Source organism: Pseudomonas sp. ACN5, from assembly GCF_002303975.1.
Taxonomy (GTDB): Bacteria; Pseudomonadota; Gammaproteobacteria; order Pseudomonadales; family Pseudomonadaceae; genus Aquipseudomonas; species Aquipseudomonas laurylsulfatiphila.
The window spans coordinates 234,670-255,879 of sequence record NZ_MRCP01000002.1 but is presented as its reverse complement, the minus strand read 5'-3'; the positions used below and the strand labels follow the sequence as shown (position 1 = coordinate 255,879).

Below are 21,210 nucleotides of genomic sequence, written 5' to 3'. Positions count from 1 at the left end.
GATTTCCTTATGTCAGAAATTTCTGCAGCAAGTCGTTGAGGAAGAGTTGTCCGCGCATCGTGGCTACCAGGCGTGACGGTTCGACCTGCAACAGGCCGCTTTGTTCGGCTTCACGTCGGCCTTCAGCAAGGCTTTCCAGGGGCATGCCGGTACGTTCAGGGTACAGCCGCGATTCGACGCCTTCAGTCAGGCGCAGCGCGTTCATCAGGAATTCGAACGGCATTTCGTCGTTGGTCAGCGCTTTCTCGCCAGCCTTGAAGCTTTTCGCCGGATTCAGGTAATCCTTCGGCAGGCGGGTTTTCCAGGTGCGGACAATGCGCCCGTCCGGGTGACTGAGCTTGCCGTGGGCACCGGCACCGATGCCGATGAAGTCGCCAAAACTCCAGTAGTTGAGGTTGTGTCGCGCCGGGCGACCGGGCAGGGCATAGGCCGAGACTTCGTACTGTGCGTAACCGTGTTCGGCCAGCAGCGCTTGCCCGGCCTCCTGGATGTCCCACAGCGTGTCGTCTTCCGGCAATGTCGGCGGCTGGTTCCAGAACACCGTGTTCGGTTCCAGGGTCAGTTGATACCACGACAGGTGTGTCGGTTTCAGGGCGATGGCTGTGCGCAGGTCGGCCAAGGCATCGTCCAGGGACTGATTCGGCAAGCCATGCATCAAGTCCAGGTTGAAGTTATCGAAGCCGGCCTGCCGCGCCATGCCGGCGGCACGTACGGCTTCGTCGCCGTTGTGAATCCGGCCCAGGGCCTGGAGTTTTTCCTGTTGGAAGCTCTGGATGCCGATAGACAGGCGGTTGATCCCCAGTTTCCGGTACGCCACGAACTTGTCTTGCTCGAACGTACCCGGATTGGCTTCCAGCGTGATTTCGATGTCGCTGGCAAAGGGGATGCGCTGTTCGACGCCTTTGAGCAAGCGACCCAGGGAATCGGCACTGAACAGGCTCGGCGTGCCACCACCAAAGAAGATCGAGCTCAGTTCACGGCCATGGACGGCGTGCAGGTCCTGGTCGAGATCGGCCAGCAACGCGTCGACATACTCCTCTTCCGGCAGCACAGGGCTGGCGGTGTGGGAGTTGAAGTCGCAATAAGGGCATTTGCGCACACACCACGGGATGTGGATGTACAGCGCCAGGGGCGGCAACACAGGCAGTGCCGCCCGGGGCGATGAAGCATCGCCGCCGAAGATCAGCGGCGACGCGGATGATTCACGGGTCATTTCAAGCCCAGACGCTGGCGCAGCAGATCCATTGCACGGGCGCGGTGGCTGATCTGGTTCTTGTCGGCAGGGCTCAGTTCGGCGCTGGAGCAATTGCGCTCCGGCACCCAGAACAGCGGGTCGTAGCCAAAACCGTGTTCGCCGCTGGCCTGGTTCAGGATTCGCCCGTGCCACAAACCTTCGCACAGGATCGGCAACGGATCGTCGGCGTGACGTACCAGTGCCAGCACGCAGACGAACTGCGCCCCACGCTCGGCTTCAGGTACGTCTTTCAGCACGTCGAGGAGCTTGGCGTTGTTCGCTGCATCGCCCTTGCCGTCGGCATAACGCGCCGAATAAATGCCAGGCGCACCACCGAGGAAATCCACCGCCAGCCCGGAATCGTCGGCCAGCGCCGGCAAACCGGAAATGCGCGCGGCATTACGGGCCTTGAGGATGGCGTTCTCGACGAACGACAGACCGGTTTCTTCAGGCTCGACGCTGCTGAACTCGCCGATCGAGCGCAGATGCACCGCCTCCCCGAGCATGGCCTGGAGTTCCTTGAGTTTGCCGGCGTTATGGCTGGCCAATACGAGTTGCGTGAAGTTGATCATTGGCCAGGGAAGAGCTCTTGGTTGAAATTGATGGTGTTGATTTTGTCACCGGTCTGCACCTTGATCTCGAAGGTGCGGACTTCCTGCTGATCCACCGGATATTGCGCGATGTAGTAGATCGCGCCTTGTTCGGTGATCTGTTTGAACTTCAGTGGCACGGTCTGGCTGGTCAGGTCTTTGACCGAACCGCTCACTTGGGCCATCAGTGGCTTGCCTTCCTTGAGCACCGAGATATTGATCACGCCCTGGTTCTTGCTGCGGACCAGTTCGGCGGACTTGGCAATGTCCGGGGTCAGGTAGGTGGAGTTGAAGGTGTTGTAGTGCACCGTCACGTCACCGAAGGTTTCCTGGCGTTCGCCCTTGATGGCTTCGGCGCCCATGGCGGTGACGCTCAGGCAGGCAGTGAGTAGAAACAAAGCAAGACGACCCATGATCGTTCTCCTTGAAGTAGGGTGGATCAGACCGCGACCTTGTGGTCGGAAAGTCCCGGACTGCTGACGCGGTAGATTCCGATCTCACCTAACAGATTAGGCCATAGCTTACTGGCCCACCCGTGCCGATGCTGTTGATCCACGGCAAGCCGATCAATGACCTTCGCTTCACGTTCGCGACACAAGGCTTCAAAGTCCGCGAATGTGCAGAAGTGGATGTTCGGCGTGTTGTACCAGGTGTACGGCAGGAACTCGGAAACCGGCATCCGGCCCTTGCTCGCCAGGTACCAGCGGCAGCGCCAGTGACCGAAATTCGGGAAGGTGATGATGCACTGGCGGCCCACGCGCAGCATTTCTTCGAGGATCTTGTCCGGGTAATGCACGGCTTGCAGTGCCTGGGTCATGACCACGATGTCGAAACTGTTGCTGGCGAAGTTGCCCAGGCCCTTGTCCAGGTCCTGTTCGATGACGTTGATGCCCTTGGCCACGCACTCGGCGATGTTGTCGGCGTCGTTTTCCAGGCCATAACCGGTGACTTGCTTGTTATCGCGCAGCCAGGTCAGCAGTTCGCCATCGCCGCACCCGAGGTCGAGCACGCGGCTGCCGGCGGGGATCCATTCCTGGATGATTTCCAGATCAGCTCTCATGGCTTTCTCACAACGTAATGCGGTTCATGTAATTGCCGAACGCCTGCAGGTAGCGCGGGATCGGAATCAGGAAGGCGTCGTGGCCTTGCGGTGCGTCGATCTCGAGGTAGCAGACGTCCTTGCGCGCGGCCATCAGCGCGTCCACCAGCTCTCGCGAGCGGGCAGGGGAGAAGCGCCAGTCGGTGGTGAACGACATCACGCAGAACTTGGCTTTGGCACCTTCAAAGGTTTTCGCCAGGTTATCGTCGAAGTTCGCCGCCGGATCGAAGTAATCGAGCGCCTTGGTCATCAACAGGTACGTGTTGGCGTCGAAGCGCCCGGAGAACTCTTCGCCCTGATAGCGCAGGTAGCTTTCGACCTGGAATTCGACGCTGTGGAAGTCGTAGTTGAGCTTCTCGCTCTTCAGCCCGCGGCCGAATTTTTCGCCCATGGAGTCGTCGGACAGGTAAGTGATGTGCCCGACCATGCGTGCCAGCATCAGGCCGCGCTTGGGGATCACGCCTTGTTCCTGGAACGAACCGCCGTGGAATTCAGGGTCGGTGAGGATCGCCTGGCGTGCCACTTCGTTGAACGCGATGTTCTGTGCCGACAGCTTGGGGGCCGAGGCAATGGCCAGGCAGTGACGGATGCGGTCGGGGTAGGTGATGCTCCATTGCATCGCTTGCATGCCGCCGAGGCTGCCGCCGATCACGGCCGCGAACTGGGCGATGCCGAGACGATCGGCCAGGCGCGCCTGACTGTGCACCCAATCTTCGACGGTCAATACCGGAAAATCAGCGCCGAACGGCTTGCCGGTGTCCGGGTTGATGCTGCTCGGGCCGGTGGAGCCGTTGCAGCCGCCGAGGTTGTTCAGGCTGACCACGAAGAACTTGTTGGTGTCGATCGGTTTGCCGGGGCCGATGCAGCTGTCCCACCAACCGGGTTTGCGGTCGTCGGCGCTGTGATAGCCGGCAGCGTGGTGGTGCCCGGACAAGGCGTGGCAGATCAGCACGGCGTTGCTCGCCCTGGCGTTGAGCGTGCCGTAGGTTTCGTAGATCAGGTCATAGGCCGGGAGCGAACGCCCACAGGCCAAGGCCAGCGGCTCGCTGAAGTGCGCCACTTGCGGCGTCACCAGACCAACAGAATCGGGGGGAAAGGCAGCTGGCATCGACCCTGCTCTCATTGAAATGAGGCGTAAGTCTAAAGACCGCTGGGGTTAGCGGCAAGCAAAGGCCGGGCCTGATTTCTTTCAGTAAGACCGAGGTGCGCCATTCGCGAGCAAGCCCGCTCCCACAGAGGAACGCATTCCCCTGTGGGGGCGGGCTTGCTCGCGAATGAGGCGACTCGGTGGATCAGGCTGGACGCACCAGATCAGGTAGGGCCGGCAACTTCTTCGGCGAACAGATCCGCACCCGTTTCTGCCGGTTCAACTCGCCACTGATCAAACTGACCTGGCTCTTGGACACGCCAAACGCCTTGGCCAGAAACGCCATCAGATACGCGTTGGCCTTGCCCTCGACTGGCGGCGCGGTCAGGCGGATCTTAAGGCGATCACCGTGCAGCCCGGCGAAGTCATCGCTACGGGCTGCCGGTTGCAGGTGACACTCCAGAATCAGGTCGTCACCGTCCCAGCGAAACCAGCTCACCGGGTCAGATCAACACGCGGAGGATTTCCGGCATCATGGTCAAGGCGGCGAGGTTGTTGATCACCAGCATGTCGACCAGTTTGATTGCCAGGAACGCAAAGATCGGCGACAGATCAAGCCCGCCCAGGTTCGGCAGGAACTTGCGGAACGGCGCCAGGGCCGGCTCGCAGATGTCGTTCACCAGTTCGGCACCCGGGTTATGGCTGCCCGGTGCGACCCAGGACAGGATCACGCTGATGATCAGGGCAAAGAAGAAGATGTTCAGGAATAGCGCGGTCACACCGATGAGCGACCAGATCAGCAGTTGCAGCGGATTGCCGGTGGTGCCGTAGGTCAGCAACAGGGTCAGGGCCATCAGGGCCAGTTGCACCAGGATCGCCAGCACCAGCGAGGACATGTCCAGGCCGAACACGCTCGGGATGATCCGGCGCAGCGGCTTGAGCAGCGGCTGGGTGGCCTTGACGATGAACTGGCAGATCGGGTTGTAGAAGTTCGCCCGCACCAGTTGCAGCACGAAGCGCATCAGCACGATCAGCAGGTACAGGCTGCCGAGGGTTTGCAGCACGTAGACCGCTGCGGTGTTCAATCCAATCATGAAAAGCTCCTTATTGACCCAGTTGTTCGGCCATCTCGGCCGAGCGATGCGCGGCAGCGCCGAGTGCTTTTTCGACCAGGGCTTCAAAGCCATTGGCCTGGAACGACTTGATTGCAGCTTCCGTGGTGCCCGCAGGGGAGGTGACACGGCGGCGCAGCTCGGCCGCGTCGACGTCACTGGAGACCGCCATGTGCGCGGCGCCCAGTGCGGTTTGCAAGGTCAGTTGCGCGGCGATGTCCGCCGGCAGGCCCAGTTTCACGCCGGCAGCGGTCATGGCCTCGATCAGCAGGAAGAAATACGCCGGGCCCGAGCCGGAAACGGCGGTGACGGCATCCAGTTGCTGCTCTTCATTGAGCCATAAGGCGATGCCGACTGCGGACAGCAGCTCCTGGGCTTGCTGACGCTGTTCGGCGGTCACTTCAGCGGTAGCGAACAGGCCGCTCGCGCCCTGACGCACCAGCGCCGGGGTGTTGGGCATGCAGCGTACGATCGGTTGGGCGCCAAGCCAGTTGTTCATGCTGGCGCAGGTGATGCCTGCGGCGATCGACACCACCAGTTGATGGGGCTTGAGGCTTGGGCGAATCGCTTCGCACACGGCTTTCATCGCCTGCGGCTTGACCGCAAGGACGACGACGTCGGCGCCGTCGATGGCCTGGGCGTTGTCGGCGAAGGTTTCGATGCCGTGTTCAGCGCTCATGCGGGCGCGGGTTTCTTCGCCCGGATCGCTGGCGCGGATCTGCGCGGCTTCCAGACCCTTGGCCCGCAGGCCGCCGATCAGGCTGGCGGCCATGTTGCCGGCACCGATAAAGGCAATACGCGTCTTGCTCATGTCAGGTCCTTATAAAGAAGAGAGTCGGTCATGGGTTATGGCCGATCGTAATCGCGGGCGCCAAACAGGGCCGTACCGATACGGACCCAGGTGGCGCCCTGGGCAATGGCCGACTCAAGGTCGTGGCTCATGCCCATGGAAAGTGTGTCGAGTGGCAGATTCAGGCTGGCTTGCAGGCTTTGCACGGCCGCAAACGCGGCGTCCTGGGCGGCGCGATCTTCAGTCGGCTCAGGGATGGCCATCAGCCCGCGCAACGTCAGGCGCGGCAGGGCGCTGATGGCACTGGCCAGGGCCGGCAGGTCGGCCGGGGTGCAGCCGGACTTGCTGGCTTCACCGCTGACGTTGACCTGAATGCAGATATTCAGGGGCGGCAAATCGGCAGGACGTTGTTCGGACAGGCGTTGCGCGATTTTCAGACGATCCACGGAATGCACCCAGTCGAAGTGCTCGGCGATAGCACGAGTCTTGTTCGATTGAATGGGGCCGATGAAGTGCCAGATCAAGGGCAGGTCGGCCAGTTCAAGCTGTTTGCCCAGCGCTTCCTGCAGGTAATTCTCGCCAAAGTCGCGCAGGCCGGCGGCGTAGGCTTCACGCAGGTCCTGTGCAGGTTTGGTCTTGCTCACGGCCAGCAGATGGACACTGTTTTCGGCGCGATTGGCGGCAAGTGTTGCGGCATGGATGCGCGAACTAACTTCGAGAATGTTGTCTGCTATGGTGGACATCAAGAGGCGCCAGCGGTCTGAAGGTTCGCGGCATTCTACTGGAATTGAGAGGCGCTATGGATATCACTGAGCTGCTTGCGTTCAGCGCCAAACAGGGGGCATCGGATCTGCATTTGTCTGCTGGCCTGCCACCGATGATTCGGGTGGATGGCGATGTGCGGCGCATCAACCTGCCGGCCCTGGACCACCAACAGGTGCGGGCGCTGATCGATGCCATCATGAATGACACCCAGCGGGCGGACTTTGAGAAGCATCTGGAAATCGATTTTTCCTTTGAAGTCCCCGGTGTGGCGCGTTTTCGGGCCAATGCGTTCAATCAGAGCCGTGGCGCGGGTGCGGTGTTTCGCACCATTGCGGCGAAAGTGCAGAGTATGGACGAACTGGGCATGGGAGAAGTGTTTCGCAAAATGACCGACGCTCCCCGCGGCCTGGTGCTGGTGACCGGCCCGACCGGTTCCGGCAAATCCACCACGCTGGCGGCGATGATCGACTACCTCAATAACCATCGCCATCACCACATCCTCACCATTGAAGACCCTATCGAGTTTGTCCACGAGCCACGCAAGTGCCTGATCAACCAGCGTGAGGTCCACCGCGATACCCGCAGCTTCGCCACGGCCTTGCGCTCGGCGTTGCGGGAGGATCCGGACGTGATTCTGGTGGGGGAGATGCGCGATCTGGAAACCATACGCCTGGCGTTGACCGCCGCCGAAACCGGCCATCTGGTGTTCGGCACGCTGCACACCACGTCGGCGGCCAAGACCATTGACCGGGTGGTGGACGTGTTTCCGGGGGACGAGAAGTCAATGGTGCGCTCGATGCTCTCCGAGTCGCTGCTGGCGGTGGTGTCCCAGACGCTGGTGAAGAAGGTCGGCGGCGGACGCATCGCGGCCCACGAAATCATGCTGGGGACGTCGGCGATCCGCAACCTGATCCGCGAGGACAAGGTGGCGCAGATGTACTCGGCGATTCAATCGGGAGGGGCGTTGGGAATGCAGACGCTGGATATGAGCTTGAAGGACCTGGTGAACAGGGGGTTGATCAGTCGTGATCATGCGCGGGAGAAGGCGCGGTCGCCGGAGGGGTTTTGATAGCCCTGAAAAGCAAAAGATCGCAGCCTTCGGCAGCTCCTACAGGACACATCCTGTGCAGGAGCTGCCGAAGGCTGCGATCCTTTGACCTTGCTTCAATCAGCGCTGAACAACCCGCATCTGATTCGGCTCTTTCGGCAGAACCCGCTTGGCAACCACGTAGTGGTTTTCCCAGTACGGTTTCTTCAGGGTGTCGATGCTCACCGACTTGCCGCGACGTGGCGCGTGGATGAAGCGGTCGTTGCCCAGGTAAATGGCGACGTGATTGACCCGGCGGCTCTTGATGTTGAAGAAAATCAGGTCGCCCGGCTTCAGGTCGTTGCGATCGACTTTCTCCCCATGACCGCTGGCCATGGCGTTGGAGGTGCGTGGCAGGTCGAACGTGGCGTCATTGAACGCGTATTTCACCAGGCCGCTGCAATCGAAGCCTTTGCTTGGGCTGCTGCCGCCCCAACGATAGGGGGTGCCAAGGACGTTCACGGCGCGGCTCAGCACGTCGCTGCTTTCCTTGGTGCCCATCGGTGGAACCAGGCCGCTTTTGCTGTTGGCCAGGCTTGGAGCATATTTAGTGGTTTTTTTGTCTTTGCTCGAAGGAGCAGAGACATGGGATTTAGGGGTGTAACCATTAACGTTAGGAAGACGTTGCTCACGATTGGTGGCGTGGGCGGCCAGTGGCATCAAAAGGCAAATGGTTAGCCATGTCTTGAAAAATGAACGCATTAGGCAAGGCTCTTAATAAGTTAGCGCGCAACTTTATAACAGCTTTTTTGCCGCTTCCGAGGCCGTTGGTCGATTCAACCTGGGGGACAATGGTGGCAAAAAAGCGGCAGAATGGCGCAATTGTCGGACAGAAGTCCGGTGTTACAAGGCTTTGACGGGAGTGAAGGTAGCATTTGCCATACGTCGGGTGCCTGTAAAAAAGTCACAAAGAAATGAAGAATATTTATCTATCGCGTGAATCGAGGTCATTCATGAACCCCTATCAACAGACTTATCCGCAGCAAGACACCCACAGCAAAGTGATCGGTTATCTGCTGTGGATTTTCGGATTTACCGGCGCTCACCGCTTCTATTACGGCAAGCCGGTGACCGGGACGATCTGGTTCTTCACCTTTGGTTTGCTGGGCATCGGCTGGCTGATCGACCTGTTCCTGATCCCGTCCATGGATCGCGAGGCTGACCTGCGGTTTACCGCAGGGCCCATCGAATACAACGTGGCGTGGATTCTGCTGACGTTTCTCGGGGTGTTCGGTGTGCACCGGATGTATCAGGGGAAATGGATCAGCGGGCTGCTGTACCTGCTCACCGGCGGGTTGTTCTTTCTCGGGGTGCTGTATGACTTCTGGACGTTGAATGACCAGGTGTCGGTGCGTAACGCGCAGCGTCGTTGATTTCTGCGGTGAGGGGGGCAAACCCTCTCGCCGCAGGGTTTCAAGTCTGGTGACTGATCCAGCTATCCGTCGGTTTGAGTTTCGGTCTATGAATGGTTACTGAAATATTTTCAGCAATTGAAGTTGAAGTATTGCAAACGCAATTGTACTGATGCTGTAGAAGATGGAAATGATGAGGTGATTTGGAGTGGCCCAGTAATTTATGCTGTCGGCGAGAATCACAAACGATGCAATTGCAATTATTAATGCTGCTGTTTTTGTGGGGATGTCATTGGTGTGGTGCGTGCGGGCTTTTCTGTATAAAAATATTTGCATCAGGTGAAATATAAATAACATTAAGCCCGCAATCAGGATTGCACCTATTGGTATTCCGATTGAGTCTCGATCAGTGTTGTAAATGCCTGCACTCAAATTTTTAAGTATTGTAAATATCGCTACGCTGGATGTGATCACCAAAAGCACTGGATAGATGTGGTTCAGGTGTTTGTAGAGGGGCTTCATGTTGGCTCTTCCTGAGTGCAGTCTATAGTCGAAAACTCTAAAGGATTTTTTAGTTCGGGCCCGACTGAAAGCCAACTCCAGTCAGTCTTATTTTTTGTTCTCCAGTTATGTCGATTTCATAACTCGTTCCTGAGAACACCCTGCCTGCTGTGGTTAGAATTTCGAGTAGTGTTGATCTGTTGCTTTTGTCGAAGTCGTATATGTCTGTATAAGCTTTCGCAGTTCCATCAAAAACCCAGGACCCGTTTTCTTCTCTAGTGAAGTCACCTTCGATTTTCAATGTTATCCGTCCCAGATAGGCTCCTGTGACATTACTGTCGTCAATAGTGGCATAAGGTACTTTGGGGTCAGATAAATAATACCTTCCCGATTCTCTGGTGCTGGCTATGGTGTTGGCTAGTAGCGGAATTTCATCCGCCTTTACGTTAAGGCCTATATTGTTTATGTCGATTCGCAGCTTCTCTCCATTGCCCCATAGGTAGTGAGCAAATGCTTTGACAGGGCTAAATGTTCCCCCTGATAGCTCGGTTGTTTGTGTTTCATATTTGATGTTGTACAGACTTGTCGATGCTACTTTGATCAGGGCGTCCAGGGTGCTTAGTTTTTGTTGCGCAGCGAAGGTGTCGGCAAGACTGAAGTTTACGAGTTTGTTTTTGAAGTAGGCATGAGTAACGATCGAGGAGTTATTTAGTAGGTAGTTGTCGCTCTCCGTTATTTTCCAAAGGTTTTGAATGGCGCCAAAGGCGTCGTTGTTAACTGCTCTACCCACCATTTGCAGTTCATAGGTAAAGGCTTTTATACCACTTTTCATTTCTAGCCAGGTATGGAACATATCCATTTCGGCTGAGGAAATGACGGGGCCATCGCACAGTGGTAAAGAGTAAGTTTGCCCGTCGTTGGTGATGATGGCTTCACCGGCTCCCTGCCAATCTGCCGTCGCATAGACTCCCCAGCTGAATCCGGGATTAACTGTAAAGCCGCCTGAGTTTCCCGTTGTTCCTTTCGTTACGATAGGAGGTAGGCTAAGTCCATTTTTCATGTATTGCTCCTTGTTTGTACAGTCATTGTATTCGGGGGATAGTGGTTTTTCCTTGTTCTGTTTTTATGCTAAATGATGGGGGTTGAATCTGCATTCAATAACTTTGTAGGCTGATTCTGTATGTTGCGAAGTTTCTTTCGCACAGATGATGAGAAGTCAGAAGTTTCTGTTCGTTGGGTAGTTTTATTCGCCATCGTTTGTAGAAATGTTCTTGATGCGGCTGTGCTGTTTGGGGAAAGGCAGTGGAGGGCAGGGCAGGAGGGCGATATGACTTCTGGACGTTGAATGATCAGGTTTCGCTGGGTAACGGACAGAACAGAGGCGCCTTCCAGTAAGCCTTCGCGAGCAAGCCCGCTCCCACATTTGATCTTTGGTGTTCACAAATGCTGTGTTCATTACAGAACTAATGTGGGAGCGGGCTTGCTCGCGAAGGCAGGCGACGCGGTCTTACGCCTGGTGGCTGATCCGCCCATCCACCAGGGTGTAACGCACCACACCCGGCAGGCTGTGGCCAATGAACGGGCAGTTCTCGCCCTTCGACAACCAGGTTTCACCTGCGACGGTCGAGGCCGCCGGGTCGAACAGCACGATGTCCGCAGCACCACCCACTGCCAGTTTGCCTGCCGGCAGGCGCAAGGCCTCGGCAGGGCCGGTGCTCAGGCGTTTCAGCAACGTCGGCAGGTCCAGCAAGCCGTCTTCGACCAGGGTCATTGCCAGTGGCAGCAGCAGTTCGACGCTGCTGATGCCTGGCTCGGTGGCGCCGAACGGTGCCAGCTTGGCGTCACGTTCATGGGGTTGGTGATGGCTGGAGATGGCCGAGATCACGCCGGATTTCACCGCTGCGCGCAGGCCATCGCGGTCGGCGCGGGTGCGTAGCGGCGGCTGGACGTGATAGAGGCTGCTGAAGTCGATCAGGGCTTCGTCGGTCAGGATCAACTGGTACAGGGCGACATCCGCGGTCACCTTCAGGCCCCGGGCCTGTGCCTGGGCGATCAGTTCCACGCCGCGGGCACTGGTGAGCTGGCTGAAGTGCGCGCGCACGCCGGTCTGTTCAACCAACAACAGATCCCGGGCCAGGGCGACGGTTTCGGCGCTTTCCGGGATGCCTGGCAGGCCAAGGAAACTGGCGGTCGGGCCTTCGTGAGCCAGGCCGCCTTCGGCCAGGTCGTGATCCTGGGAGTTGAAAATCACCGTCAGGTCGAACGTTGCCGCGTAGTCCAGTGCCCGGCACAGGGTGCGGGTGTTGCGGAAACTCTCCAGGCCGTTGCCGAAGGCCACACAACCGGCGTCGCGCAAGGCAACCAGCTCGGCCAGCTGTTCACCGTCCAGGCCTTTGCTCAGGGCGCCAATCGGGAAGACTTTGGTGTTGCCGGCCTCACGGGCGCGGTCGAGGATCAGTTCGGCCACCGCCGAGGTGTCCAGCACCGGTTTGGTCTTCGGCGGGCAGCACAGGCTGGTCACACCGCCAGCCGCCGCCGCGCGGGTTTCACTGACAATCGAGCCTTTGCGGCTGTAACCCGGCTCGCGCAGGGCAACGTTGAGGTCAACCAGGCCGGGAGCGGCCACCAGGCCTTTGGCGTCGATCGTGTCGACGGCGACAAAACCGGCGGGCGCCGCGCCAAGGGCGACGACTTTGCAGGCTTCAATATGGATATCGGTCACTTGATCCAGGCCGCTGGCCGGATCGATCACGCGGGCGCCGAGAATGCTGAGCTTCACTGTGCGCTCTCCTGTTCGAATTGGCCCTGCTCGAATTGACGCTGCGCAGTCTGCCCGCTCATGGCCATGGACAGCACGGCCATACGAATGGCGATCCCGTAGGTCACCTGGTTGAGGATCACCGAGTGCGGGCCGTCGGCCACTGCCGACTCGATTTCCACGCCGCGGTTGATCGGCCCCGGGTGCATCACGATGGCATCGGGTTTGGCGCCGGCCAGGCGCGCGGTGGTCAGGCCGAACAGGCGGTAGAACTCACCTTCGCTCGGCAGCAGGCCGCCGGTCATGCGTTCACGCTGCAGACGCAACATGATCACCACGTCGACGTCCTTCAGGCCTTCGGTCATGTCGGTGTAGACCTTCACGCCGTATTGCTCGATGCCGATCGGCAGCAGGGTCTTCGGTGCGATCACGCGAATGTCCGGGCAGCCGAGGGTTTTCAGGGCCAGCATGTTCGAACGCGCCACCCGCGAGTGCAGGATGTCGCCGACGATGGCCACCGAAAGGTTTTCGAAACCGCCCTTGTGCCGGCGAATGGTCAGCATGTCGAGCATGCCCTGGGTCGGGTGCGCGTGCCGGCCGTCACCACCGTTGATGATCGCCACTTGCGGGCAGACATGCTCGGCGATGAAGTGCGCGGCGCCGGAGTCACCGTGGCGCACGACGAACATGTCGGCGGCCATGGCTTCCAGGTTGCGCAGGGTGTCGAGCAGGGTCTCGCCCTTGCTCGCCGACGACGTGGACACGTTGAGGGTGATCACGTCCGCCGAGAGCCGCTGGGCCGCCAGTTCGAAGGTGGTGCGGGTACGGGTCGAGTTCTCGAAGAACACGTTGCACACGGTCTTGCCGCGCAGCAACGGGACTTTTTTCACGGCCCGGGCGCCGACTTCGAGGAAGGAGTCGGCGGTGTCGAGGATTTCCGTCAACAGCTCGCGGCGCAAACCGTCGAGCGAGAGGAAGTGGCGCAGCTGGCCCTGATCATTGAGCTGCAGCGGGCGCTTGGTTTCTAGAGGCGTCATCGCAAGGGGGACTCTCAATAGGGCGAATTAAAGGGCGAGGTCTTGCAGTTCGAGCGCGAGCTCCGGACCGGACAGCTTCACCCGTTCGTGGGCGGCCAGCGACAGGGTCGCGCCCACCACGTTCGGGCGGATCGGCAGTTCGCCGGCGTCCAGGTCCAGCATGCACACCAGCGTCACGCTGGCCGGGCGGCCGTAGTCGAACAGTTCGTTCATGGCGGCGCGGATGGTCCGGCCGCTCATCAGCACGTCGTCGATCAGCACCAGGTGCTGGCCTTCGATCTCGAACGGCAGCGCCGAAGGGCGAACCTGCGGGTGCAGGCCGTTCTGGCTGAAATCGTCGCGGTAGAAGGACACGTCGAGAGTGCCGAGGGGCTCATTGCTGCCCAGCTCCTTGAGCAGGGCCTGGGCCACCCAGACGCCGCCGGTACGAATGCCGATGAAGCGCGGGTCGCTGATGCCACGGTGTTCCAGGTGGGCCTTCAGGCGCGTGGCCATCTGGCTGATCAGTTCGGCGGGATTGGGCAGGCTCATGGTTGCTCCTTCTTGGGCCCGAGCCGGGTTTCACGCAAGGTGGCTCGGGTTGTAGCTAAGAGAGACGCATCGCGGCTCTTCAGGATTCGAACAGTGCGCCATTTTCGTCGAGCCAGCCTTGCAGCAGCAGGGCGGCGGCGATGGCGTCGACCGGGTTGTCGCGGTAACTGCCTTTCTGACCGCCACGAGCCAGACGTTCGCCCTTGGCCTCGAAGGTGGTCAGGCGTTCATCGTGGGTATAGAAGGGCAGGTTGAATCGGCCGTTCAGGCGCCGGGCGAATTTTTCCGCGCGGGCGCACATGTCGCTGGGCGTGCCGTCCATGTTCAGCGGCAGGCCGACCACAACGGCATCGGGTTTCCACTCTTTGATGAGGGCTTCGACCTGGTTCCAGTCAGGAATGCCGTTCTGCGCTTTCAGGGTGCACAGCTCACGAGCCTGGCCGGTAATCACCTGGCCGACCGCAACGCCGATCTGTTTAGTGCCGTAGTCAAAACCCAGAATCAGCTTCAGGGCCATCAGGCGTGCCCCGCCTGGCTGGTCAGCAGGCTGAGGTTGACACCCAGGTGTCTGGCGGCCGCTTCCAGGCGAAGTTCGCTGCTGGTGTTGAACAGGATGTCGGCGTCAAACGGGCAGTTCAGCCAGGCGTTCTGGGCCAGCTCAGCCTCCAGTTGCCCGGCTTCCCAGCCGGCATAACCGAGGGCGATCAGGCTTTTTGCCGGGCCGACGCCGTCAGCGATGGCGAACAGGACGTCCTGGGACGTCGACAGGGACAACTCATCTTCCAGATCAACGGTCGCCTGGAAACTCTGCCCCTTGGGGTGAAGGACGAAGCCGCGATCGGTTTGCACCGGGCCGCCGATGAAGATCGGCACATGCTGGCAGAGCGCTGGCGGTTCGATTTCCGGGCGTAATTGCTCAAGGATATCGGCCAGGTTCAGCTCTTGCGGACGGTTGACCACCAGCCCCATGGCACCATTGGCCGTGTGCTCGACGATGTAGGTCAAGGTGTGCGCAAAGTTCGGGTCGGCCATGTGCGGCATGGCGATCAGGAATTGATGCTTGAGGTAGCTGGGGCTGACGTTTTTCATGTGCGCTAGTGTGGCGTTCGAGGGGCGAACTGACAAGTCGGGGATGCGCAGGAAATGCCGTAATTCTGTAGGAGCGAGCTTGCTCGCGATGAACCTGAGAACACTGCGGGGTGTCAGGCTTGCAGCGTTATCGTTGGCGACCATCGCGAGCAAGCTCGCTCCTACAGGGGGATTTGTGCGGGTCAGTTGCTTGAGAGGCGATCGCCGCGGGCAAACTTCCAGGTCCGGATGATCTCCAGCCGGTCAACATCCGACAGATCCCCGGTAAAGGGTGCGAACGGCGCCGCCAGCCGGACGATCCGTTGCGCCGCCTGGTCCAGCAGCGGCTGGCCTGAAGATTCCAGCACCAGCACCTCATACAGCGAGCCGTCACGGTTGATCGACACCATCAGGCGCAAATTGCCGTAGATCTGTTTGCGCCGTGCTTCGTCGGGGTAATTGAGGTTGCCGATGCGCTCGACTTTCTTGCGCCATTCGTCCTTGTACCAGGCGCCCTTGTCGCGCATGGTCGAGGCGGCGCTCAAGCGGTGGATGCGCGGGCGCTTGGCGTACAGTTGTTGTTCGGCGGCCAGTTCCGCTTCGAGGCTGGCGATGTCGCTGGACAGTTGCTCGCTGTCGAACGTCGGCGCCTGGACCTGGGGTTTGACCTCGGTCTTGGGCTCCTCGGTCTTGGCGGGGGCCTTTTTCGGCTTCGGCGCCACGGTGGTCACGGCAGCCTTCGGCGGGGCTTCCTGCACTTCAGGCTTGGCGGCCGGCGGTGGCGAGACTTTCTGTACCTTGTTGTCCTGGAAGGGCGCGACCTCGGTGGTCTTGGGAATCGCCTTTTTATCCAGGGTGCCGCTGCCTTGCTGGTTCTCTTGCGCCAGGAAATCGGCCTTTTCAGGCTTCTTTTCGCTTTTGAAGGTGGCGAGGGTGATTTCCAGGGTTTTGCTGATCTGCTTGGGCTCGACCACGGCAAACCCGACACCCAGCAGCAAGGCCAGGTGGATCAGCGCTGCCAGGAACAGGGTAAAACCGAGGCGATCGGCCGGGCGCACACCACGGTGGGCGAGTTCGGCAGGCAGATCGGACGGGAGGGTCATGACAAAAAAACCAACATCGCGTTTTTACGGGCCCGGCATGATAACGCAATGTTGGTTTTTAGCTTCAAGCTTCAAGCTGCAAGCGACAAGCTGTTAGAGGATCAGCTTCAAGCTTCAAGCTTCAAGCTTCAAGCGAAAAGCAAGTGCGCGTGCTTCAAGCTTGCCGCTTGAGGCTTGCAGCTTGTAGCTGCTTTTCTATGGCATCCATCAGCAGGCCGCCGATATCGGTGCCAAAGGCATTGTCGATTTCGCGGATGCAAGTCGGGCTGGTGACGTTGATCTCGGTCAGGTGCTCGCCGATCACGTCCAGGCCAACGAACAACAGGCCTTTTTCACGCAGGGTCGGGCCGACTTGTGCGGCGATCCAGCGATCCTTTTCGGTCAGCGGACGGGCTTCGCCACGACCGCCGGCGGCGAGGTTGCCACGGGTTTCGCCCTGGGCCGGAATCCGGGCCAGGCAATAATCCACAGGCTCACCGTCGATCATCAGGATGCGCTTGTCGCCGTCCTTGATGGCCGGCAGGTAGGCCTGGCCCATGATCTGCTGGGCACCGAGGCCCGTGAGGGTTTCGAGGATCACCGACAGGTTAGGGTCACCCGCGCGGTGACGGAAGATCGACGTGCCGCCCATGCCGTCCAGCGGCTTGAGGATCACATCGCCGTGTTTGGCGGCGAACTCACGCAACACGTCGGCGCGGCGGCTGACCACGGTCGGCGGTGTGCACTGCGGGAACAGCGTGGCGAACAGCTTTTCGTTGCAGTCGCGCAGGCTCTGCGGCTTGTTCACCACCAGCACACCGGCGCGCTCGGCCTGTTCCAGCAAGTAGGTGGAATAGACGAACTCCATGTCGAACGGCGGATCCTTGCGCATCAGGATCACGTCCAGATCGCTCAGCAGTGCGTCGCTTTCGGCACCCAGTTCGAACCATTTTTCCGGGTTGGCGAACACCTGCAGCGGACGCATCCGCGCCCGGGCCTCACCTTCGCCCTGATACAGGTCGCGCTGTTCCATGTAGAACAGCTCCCAGCCACGCTTCTGCGCGGCCAGCAGCATGGCCAGCGAGCTATCCTTTTTATAGGAAATGCTGGCGATAGGGTCCATGACAATCCCGACGCGAACGCTCATTGGGTTTTCCTCGAAAATGGGGGGCAATGTTGATCTCTGTAGGAGCGAGCTCGCTCGCGATAAACCTGAGGAGCCCACGGAGTGTCAGGCTTTGCGCGTCATCGTTGACGATCATCGCGAGCAAGCTCGCTCCTACAAATGACCCGTATAAAAGTGGCGTCAGAGTGGCGCTGAGTGTGTTTGCGGTCAAGGAAAAACCATCGCCCCGGTCGGCCGATAGATTGGTTCTGGAGACTGTGCTAAAAAGGCTGCCATGCCGTGCTGGCCCTTGAGTATCAAGGGTTTCGAGCCGCCAATTACCCGCAAACGGACAATTTGATTCGTAAAGGCGACGCAGAGCATCTTATGGAACAGCCCCCCAGCGCCTTGAAGGTCATGGTGATCGACGATTCGAAGACAATCCGTCGCACCGCCGAAACGCTGCTCAAGAACGTGGGTTGTGAGGTCATTACGGCCATCGACGGCTTCGATGCCCTGGCCAAGATTGCCGACAACCACCCCGGCATCATCTTTGTCGACATCATGATGCCGCGCCTGGATGGCTATCAGACCTGCGCCCTGATCAAGAACAACAGTGCGTTCAAGTCCACCCCGGTGATTATGCTGTCATCCAAGGATGGCCTGTTCGACAAGGCCAAGGGGCGCATCGTCGGCTCCGACCAGTTTTTGACCAAGCCTTTCAGCAAGGAAGAATTGCTGGATGCGATCCAGGCCCATGTGCCTGGATTCGCCGCCGTTTTGCCGCAGTAGGACACGCACAGTGACGCTAGGCCATCGGGCCCCGCGTCGACAAGAATGGGGAAGACCATGGCACGTATTCTGATCGTCGATGATTCGCCGACCGAAATGTACAAACTGACCGGCATGCTGGAAAAGCATGGTCATGAAGTGTTGAAAGCCGAAAACGGCGCCGACGGCGTGGCCCTGGCCCGCCAGGAAAAGCCCGACGCCGTCCTGATGGACATCGTCATGCCCGGCCTCAATGGCTTCCAGGCAACACGCCAGTTGACCAAGGACCCGGAAACCGGACACATCCCGGTGATCATCATCACCACCAAGGACCAGGACACCGACAAGGTCTGGGGCACGCGCCAGGGCGCCAAGGACTACCTGACCAAACCGGTCGATGAAGAGACCCTGATCAAGACCCTGAACAACGTGCTGGCCGGTTGATCGTCAGGCTATGAACGAGTCGCTGACGGCTTTCGAACTGCTGCTGCAGATCGACCAGCGCTGTCGTTTGCTGGCGGCGGACTTGCCGTCCCAGCCGACCCGTCGGGACAGCTGGAGCGGTATCGGTTTTCGCTTGGGCGAGCACTGGTACGTCGCGCCCATGAGTGAAGTCAGCGAAGTCTTGCATGAGCCGCGACTCACTCAGCTGCCGGGGGTCAAATCCTGGGTCAAGGGTGTCGCCAACCTGCGCGGGCGATTGCTGCCGGTCATGGATCTGAGCGGTTTCTTCGGGCACGAACTTTCGGCGGTGCGCCGCCAGCGCCGGGTGTTGGTGGTGGACCACGATGAGGTGTTTGCCGGGTTGCTGGTCGATGAAGTCTTCGGCCTCCAGCACTTTGCCCGGGACAGCCTGGAGCCGGTGCCGACAGACGAGTTGAAGGGGCCGGTGGCGGCATTCGTCCAGGGCCGGTTTCAGCGCGAGCAGTGCTGGCAGGTGTTCAGCCCGTTTGCGTTGACGCGGTCTCAGGGGTTCATGAACGTCGCGGTGTAAACGGAACAACAGCGATCCAATGTGGGAGCGGGCTTGCTCGCGAAGGCGGCAGTCCATTCAACATTGATTTTGGCTGATCTACCGCTTTCGCGAGCAAGCCCGCTCCCACAGGGTCCCGGGCAGGACAGGAAGTGGGTTAACAGGCGAGGACCGATGACAAAAACAAAAGCAGGCAAGCCAATGGAGGGGTCGCGCAGCCGGTCGCAGATCATCGTGCTGTTTATCGCGCTGATCGTCTTCATCATGCTGCTGTTCGCCAACTTCGCGTACCTCAACACCCAGGCGACCTACGACAAACAGTACATCGGCCACGCCGGCGAACTGCGCGTGTTGTCCCAGCGCATCGCCAAGAACGCCACAGAGGCTGCCGCCGGCAAGGCTGCCGCGTTCAAGTTGCTCAGCGATGCGCGCAATGACTTTGCCCGGCGCTGGGGCTATCTGAAGAAGGGCGACCCGGTCACCAGCCTGCCACCGGCCCCGGCCACTGTGCGTCCAGAGATGCGCGCGGTGCAACAGGACTGGGAACGCCTGCTGAAAAATACCGACGCGATTCTCTCCAGCGAGCAAACCGTACTGTCCCTGCATCAGGTCGCCGCGACGCTGGCCGAAACCGTGCCGCAGTTGCAGGTCGAGTACGAAAAAGTCGTCGAGATCCTCCTGCAACGGGGCGCCCCGGCGGCCCAGGTGGCCATGGCCCAGCGCCAATCGCTGCTGGCCGAGCGGATCCTCGGTGCGGTCAATACGGTATTGGCCGGCGACGAAAACTCACAGCAGGCCGCCGATGCGTTCGGGCGTGACGCGACGCAGTTCGGCAAGGTGCTCAACGGCATGCTCCAGGGCGACCCGGCGCTCAAGGTCAGTCAGGTCGAAGACCGCGACGCCCGTGCGCGACTGGCGGAAATTGCCGAGCTGTTCGAGTTCGTCTCGGGCTCGGTGGACGAGATCCTCGAAACCTCGCCCGAGCTGTTCAAGGTCCGTGAATCGGCCTCGAACATTTTCAGTCTGTCGCAAACCCTGCTCGACGAAGCCTCACACCTGGCCAGCGGTTTTGAAAACATGGTCGGCGGGCGCACCACCGACACCATAGGCGGTTATGTGCTGGGCTTGCTGGCGCTGACTTCGATCATCCTGATCGGCCTGGTGATGGTGCGCGAAACCAATCGCCAGCTGCGCGAAACCGCCGAGAAAAACGAGCGTAACCAGAACGCGATCATGCGTTTGCTCGACGAGATCGAAGACCTGGCCGACGGCGACCTCACGGTGACGGCCTCGGTGACGGAAGACTTTACCGGCACCATCGCCGACTCGATCAATTACTCCGTCGACCAGTTGCGCGATCTGGTCGCGACCATCAACCTCACCGCCGGCCAGGTCGCCGCCGCCGTGCAGGAAACCCAGGCCACCGCCATGCACCTGGCTCAGGCTTCGGAACATCAGGCCCAGCAGATTTCCGAGGCCTCGATGGCGATCAACGACATGGCCGAGTCCATCGACCAGGTGTCGGCCAATGCCGCTGAATCTTCGGCGGTTGCCGAGCGCTCGGTGGAAATTGCCAACAAGGGCAACGAGGTGGTGCACAACACCATCCACGGCATGGACAACATTCGCGAGCAGATCCAGGACACCGCCAAGCGCATCAAACGCCTTGGCGAGTCGTCCCAGGAAATCGGCGACATTGTCAGCCTGATCGATGACATTGCCGACCAGACCAACATCCTCGCCCTCAACGCGGCCATCCAGGCGTCCATGGCTGGCGACGCCGGTCGCGGTTTCGCCGTGGTGGCCGATGAGGTGCAGCGGCTGGCCGAGCGCTCCTCCGCCGCCACCCGGCAGATCGAGACTCTGGTGCGGGCGATCCAGACCGACACCAACGAAGCGGTCATCTCCATGGAGCAGACGACGACCGAAGTGGTGCGCGGCGCCCGTCTGGCGCAGGATGCCGGTGTGGCCCTGGAAGAAATCGAGGGTGTGTCGAAGACGCTCGCGGCGCTGATCCAGAGCATCTCCAATGCCGCGCAACAGCAGACGTCGTCGGCCGGCCAGATTTCCCTGACGATGAACGTGATCCAGCAGATCACCTCGCAGACGTCGTCGGGTTCCACCGCCACGGCCGACAGCATCGGCAACCTGGCTAAAATGGCCAGTCAGTTGCGCCGTTCGGTGTCCGGTTTCACCTTGCCGGATGCCAAGGCGCAGGTTGTGGACAAAGCTTGAACCGCCCATGGGTATCTGAATTGTGATTGGAGT

Annotated in this window: 25 protein-coding genes; 6 read left to right on the top strand and 19 right to left on the bottom strand. The window is 59.9% G+C overall.

Going from position 1 to position 21,210, the window contains the following annotated elements; genetic code table 11:
• Nucleotides 1-7: 7 nt before the first annotated feature.
• The 9 genes from hemW to BSF40_RS04280 all read right to left on the bottom strand — a co-directional run bounded on the left by hemW (nt 8) and on the right by BSF40_RS04280 (nt 6,655).
• Entirely contained in the window at nt 8-1,213 is a 1,206-nt protein-coding gene (gene hemW / locus BSF40_RS04320; protein ID WP_095964212.1) for a radical SAM family heme chaperone HemW, read from the bottom strand.
• Nucleotides 1,210-1,806 (bottom strand): RdgB/HAM1 family non-canonical purine NTP pyrophosphatase, encoded by a 597-nt coding sequence (gene rdgB, locus BSF40_RS04315; protein WP_095964211.1) that lies wholly within the window; start codon nt 1,804-1,806, stop codon nt 1,210-1,212. The genes hemW and rdgB overlap by 4 nt, the downstream gene beginning before the upstream one ends.
• Nucleotides 1,803-2,237: a DUF4426 domain-containing protein gene (locus tag BSF40_RS04310; RefSeq protein ID WP_095964210.1), complete on the bottom strand. Its 435-nt coding sequence runs from the start codon at nt 2,235-2,237 to the stop codon at nt 1,803-1,805. The genes rdgB and BSF40_RS04310 overlap by 4 nt, the downstream gene beginning before the upstream one ends.
• A gap of 26 nt (nt 2,238-2,263) precedes the next feature.
• On the bottom strand, nt 2,264-2,884 hold the full coding sequence (gene metW / locus BSF40_RS04305; RefSeq protein ID WP_007975398.1) for a methionine biosynthesis protein MetW: 621 nt from the start codon (nt 2,882-2,884) through the stop codon (nt 2,264-2,266).
• Between the two features lie 7 nt (nt 2,885-2,891).
• Nucleotides 2,892-4,031 (bottom strand): homoserine O-acetyltransferase, encoded by a 1,140-nt coding sequence (locus BSF40_RS04300; RefSeq protein ID WP_095964209.1) that lies wholly within the window; start codon nt 4,029-4,031, stop codon nt 2,892-2,894.
• Between the two features lie 184 nt (nt 4,032-4,215).
• Nucleotides 4,216-4,509 (bottom strand): DUF167 domain-containing protein, encoded by a 294-nt coding sequence (locus tag BSF40_RS04295; RefSeq protein ID WP_095964208.1) that lies wholly within the window; start codon nt 4,507-4,509, stop codon nt 4,216-4,218.
• Nucleotides 4,510-4,513: 4 nt separating this feature from the next.
• Nucleotides 4,514-5,104 carry a YggT family protein gene (locus tag BSF40_RS04290; protein ID WP_095964207.1) on the bottom strand — a complete coding sequence of 197 codons (591 nt, stop codon included), beginning with the start codon at nt 5,102-5,104 and terminating at the stop codon, nt 4,514-4,516.
• A gap of 10 nt (nt 5,105-5,114) precedes the next feature.
• On the bottom strand, nt 5,115-5,933 hold the full coding sequence (gene proC, locus BSF40_RS04285) for a pyrroline-5-carboxylate reductase (protein ID WP_095964206.1): 819 nt from the start codon (nt 5,931-5,933) through the stop codon (nt 5,115-5,117).
• 35 nt (nt 5,934-5,968) lie between these two features.
• Complete coding sequence (locus BSF40_RS04280; protein WP_015097206.1) at nt 5,969-6,655, bottom strand: YggS family pyridoxal phosphate-dependent enzyme; 687 nt, start codon at nt 6,653-6,655, stop codon at nt 5,969-5,971.
• Between the two features lie 56 nt (nt 6,656-6,711).
• On the opposite strand from BSF40_RS04280, the gene BSF40_RS04275 reads away from it, so the two are divergent.
• Nucleotides 6,712-7,746: a type IV pilus twitching motility protein PilT gene (locus BSF40_RS04275; RefSeq protein ID WP_095964205.1), complete on the top strand. Its 1,035-nt coding sequence runs from the start codon at nt 6,712-6,714 to the stop codon at nt 7,744-7,746.
• Nucleotides 7,747-7,845: 99 nt separating this feature from the next.
• Here BSF40_RS04275 and BSF40_RS04270 read toward each other — a convergent pair whose 3' ends face one another.
• The gene (locus BSF40_RS04270; protein WP_095964204.1) at nt 7,846-8,466 is read right to left on the bottom strand and encodes a C40 family peptidase; all 621 of its coding nucleotides are present in this window, start codon (nt 8,464-8,466) and stop codon (nt 7,846-7,848) included.
• A 251-nt stretch (nt 8,467-8,717) separates the two neighbouring features.
• Here BSF40_RS04270 and BSF40_RS04265 point away from each other — a divergent pair, with 251 nt between their 5' ends.
• Nucleotides 8,718-9,137: an NINE protein gene (locus BSF40_RS04265; RefSeq protein ID WP_015097203.1), complete on the top strand. Its 420-nt coding sequence runs from the start codon at nt 8,718-8,720 to the stop codon at nt 9,135-9,137.
• Nucleotides 9,138-9,233: 96 nt separating this feature from the next.
• Here the strand turns inward: BSF40_RS04265 and BSF40_RS04260 are convergent, their stop codons facing one another.
• From BSF40_RS04260 to gshB, 9 genes are all read right to left on the bottom strand, one after another.
• The gene (locus tag BSF40_RS04260) at nt 9,234-9,638 is read right to left on the bottom strand and encodes a hypothetical protein (protein WP_095964203.1); all 405 of its coding nucleotides are present in this window, start codon (nt 9,636-9,638) and stop codon (nt 9,234-9,236) included.
• 49 nt (nt 9,639-9,687) lie between these two features.
• Nucleotides 9,688-10,677: a lipid II-degrading bacteriocin gene (locus BSF40_RS04255; protein ID WP_141249703.1), complete on the bottom strand. Its 990-nt coding sequence runs from the start codon at nt 10,675-10,677 to the stop codon at nt 9,688-9,690.
• Between the two features lie 447 nt (nt 10,678-11,124).
• A complete protein-coding gene (locus BSF40_RS04245; RefSeq protein ID WP_095964201.1) occupies nt 11,125-12,396 on the bottom strand; it encodes a dihydroorotase in 1,272 nt (423 codons plus the stop codon).
• The gene (locus BSF40_RS04240; RefSeq protein WP_095964200.1) at nt 12,393-13,412 is read right to left on the bottom strand and encodes an aspartate carbamoyltransferase catalytic subunit; all 1,020 of its coding nucleotides are present in this window, start codon (nt 13,410-13,412) and stop codon (nt 12,393-12,395) included. The genes BSF40_RS04245 and BSF40_RS04240 overlap by 4 nt, the downstream gene beginning before the upstream one ends.
• A 27-nt stretch (nt 13,413-13,439) precedes the next feature.
• A complete protein-coding gene (gene pyrR / locus BSF40_RS04235; RefSeq protein WP_007975411.1) occupies nt 13,440-13,943 on the bottom strand; it encodes a bifunctional pyr operon transcriptional regulator/uracil phosphoribosyltransferase PyrR in 504 nt (167 codons plus the stop codon).
• Between the two features lie 79 nt (nt 13,944-14,022).
• Nucleotides 14,023-14,460, bottom strand: a complete 438-nt coding sequence (gene ruvX, locus BSF40_RS04230; protein ID WP_007975412.1) for a Holliday junction resolvase RuvX — start codon at nt 14,458-14,460, stop codon at nt 14,023-14,025.
• Nucleotides 14,460-15,032 carry a YqgE/AlgH family protein gene (locus BSF40_RS04225; protein ID WP_015097200.1) on the bottom strand — a complete coding sequence of 191 codons (573 nt, stop codon included), beginning with the start codon at nt 15,030-15,032 and terminating at the stop codon, nt 14,460-14,462. Before BSF40_RS04225 ends, ruvX begins: the two co-directional genes overlap by 1 nt.
• A gap of 182 nt (nt 15,033-15,214) precedes the next feature.
• Nucleotides 15,215-16,114: an energy transducer TonB gene (locus BSF40_RS04220; protein ID WP_095964199.1), complete on the bottom strand. Its 900-nt coding sequence runs from the start codon at nt 16,112-16,114 to the stop codon at nt 15,215-15,217.
• A 154-nt stretch (nt 16,115-16,268) separates the two neighbouring features.
• Complete coding sequence (gshB, locus tag BSF40_RS04215) at nt 16,269-17,240, bottom strand: glutathione synthase (protein ID WP_095964198.1); 972 nt, start codon at nt 17,238-17,240, stop codon at nt 16,269-16,271.
• 345 nt (nt 17,241-17,585) lie between these two features.
• Here gshB and pilG point away from each other — a divergent pair, with 345 nt between their 5' ends.
• The 4 genes from pilG to BSF40_RS04195 all read left to right on the top strand — a co-directional run bounded on the left by pilG (nt 17,586) and on the right by BSF40_RS04195 (nt 21,177).
• Nucleotides 17,586-17,990: a twitching motility response regulator PilG gene (gene pilG, locus BSF40_RS04210; RefSeq protein WP_015097198.1), complete on the top strand. Its 405-nt coding sequence runs from the start codon at nt 17,586-17,588 to the stop codon at nt 17,988-17,990.
• A 57-nt stretch (nt 17,991-18,047) separates the two neighbouring features.
• Nucleotides 18,048-18,413, top strand: a complete 366-nt coding sequence (gene pilH / locus BSF40_RS04205; protein ID WP_007975417.1) for a twitching motility response regulator PilH — start codon at nt 18,048-18,050, stop codon at nt 18,411-18,413.
• Between the two features lie 10 nt (nt 18,414-18,423).
• Complete coding sequence (locus BSF40_RS04200) at nt 18,424-18,963, top strand: chemotaxis protein CheW (protein WP_095964197.1); 540 nt, start codon at nt 18,424-18,426, stop codon at nt 18,961-18,963.
• Nucleotides 18,964-19,116: 153 nt separating this feature from the next.
• Entirely contained in the window at nt 19,117-21,177 is a 2,061-nt protein-coding gene (locus tag BSF40_RS04195; protein ID WP_095964196.1) for a methyl-accepting chemotaxis protein, read from the top strand.
• Nucleotides 21,178-21,210: the final 33 nt, after the last annotated feature.

Bases quoted from the DNA above. Each gene is read 5' to 3' on its own strand.
- hemW (WP_095964212.1), bottom strand. From the start codon at position 1,213: ATGACCCGTGAATCATCCGCGTCGCCGCTGATCTTCGGCGGCGATGCT.
- rdgB (WP_095964211.1), bottom strand. From the start codon at position 1,806: ATGATCAACTTCACGCAACTCGTATTGGCCAGCCATAACGCCGGCAAA.
- BSF40_RS04310 (WP_095964210.1), bottom strand. From the start codon at position 2,237: ATGGGTCGTCTTGCTTTGTTTCTACTCACTGCCTGCCTGAGCGTCACC.
- metW (WP_007975398.1), bottom strand. From the start codon at position 2,884: ATGAGAGCTGATCTGGAAATCATCCAGGAATGGATCCCCGCCGGCAGC.
- BSF40_RS04300 (WP_095964209.1), bottom strand. From the start codon at position 4,031: ATGCCAGCTGCCTTTCCCCCCGATTCTGTTGGTCTGGTGACGCCGCAA.
- BSF40_RS04290 (WP_095964207.1), bottom strand. From the start codon at position 5,104: ATGATTGGATTGAACACCGCAGCGGTCTACGTGCTGCAAACCCTCGGC.
- proC (WP_095964206.1), bottom strand. From the start codon at position 5,933: ATGAGCAAGACGCGTATTGCCTTTATCGGTGCCGGCAACATGGCCGCC.
- BSF40_RS04280 (WP_015097206.1), bottom strand. From the start codon at position 6,655: ATGTCCACCATAGCAGACAACATTCTCGAAGTTAGTTCGCGCATCCAT.
- BSF40_RS04275 (WP_095964205.1), top strand. From the start codon at position 6,712: ATGGATATCACTGAGCTGCTTGCGTTCAGCGCCAAACAGGGGGCATCG.
- BSF40_RS04270 (WP_095964204.1), bottom strand. From the start codon at position 8,466: ATGCGTTCATTTTTCAAGACATGGCTAACCATTTGCCTTTTGATGCCA.
- BSF40_RS04265 (WP_015097203.1), top strand. From the start codon at position 8,718: ATGAACCCCTATCAACAGACTTATCCGCAGCAAGACACCCACAGCAAA.
- BSF40_RS04260 (WP_095964203.1), bottom strand. From the start codon at position 9,638: ATGAAGCCCCTCTACAAACACCTGAACCACATCTATCCAGTGCTTTTG.
- BSF40_RS04255 (WP_141249703.1), bottom strand. From the start codon at position 10,677: ATGAAAAATGGACTTAGCCTACCTCCTATCGTAACGAAAGGAACAACG.
- BSF40_RS04240 (WP_095964200.1), bottom strand. From the start codon at position 13,412: ATGACGCCTCTAGAAACCAAGCGCCCGCTGCAGCTCAATGATCAGGGC.
- pyrR (WP_007975411.1), bottom strand. From the start codon at position 13,943: ATGAGCCTGCCCAATCCCGCCGAACTGATCAGCCAGATGGCCACGCGC.
- ruvX (WP_007975412.1), bottom strand. From the start codon at position 14,460: ATGGCCCTGAAGCTGATTCTGGGTTTTGACTACGGCACTAAACAGATC.
- BSF40_RS04225 (WP_015097200.1), bottom strand. From the start codon at position 15,032: ATGAAAAACGTCAGCCCCAGCTACCTCAAGCATCAATTCCTGATCGCC.
- BSF40_RS04220 (WP_095964199.1), bottom strand. From the start codon at position 16,114: ATGACCCTCCCGTCCGATCTGCCTGCCGAACTCGCCCACCGTGGTGTG.
- gshB (WP_095964198.1), bottom strand. From the start codon at position 17,240: ATGAGCGTTCGCGTCGGGATTGTCATGGACCCTATCGCCAGCATTTCC.
- pilG (WP_015097198.1), top strand. From the start codon at position 17,586: ATGGAACAGCCCCCCAGCGCCTTGAAGGTCATGGTGATCGACGATTCG.
- pilH (WP_007975417.1), top strand. From the start codon at position 18,048: ATGGCACGTATTCTGATCGTCGATGATTCGCCGACCGAAATGTACAAA.
- BSF40_RS04200 (WP_095964197.1), top strand. From the start codon at position 18,424: ATGAACGAGTCGCTGACGGCTTTCGAACTGCTGCTGCAGATCGACCAG.
- BSF40_RS04195 (WP_095964196.1), top strand. From the start codon at position 19,117: ATGACAAAAACAAAAGCAGGCAAGCCAATGGAGGGGTCGCGCAGCCGG.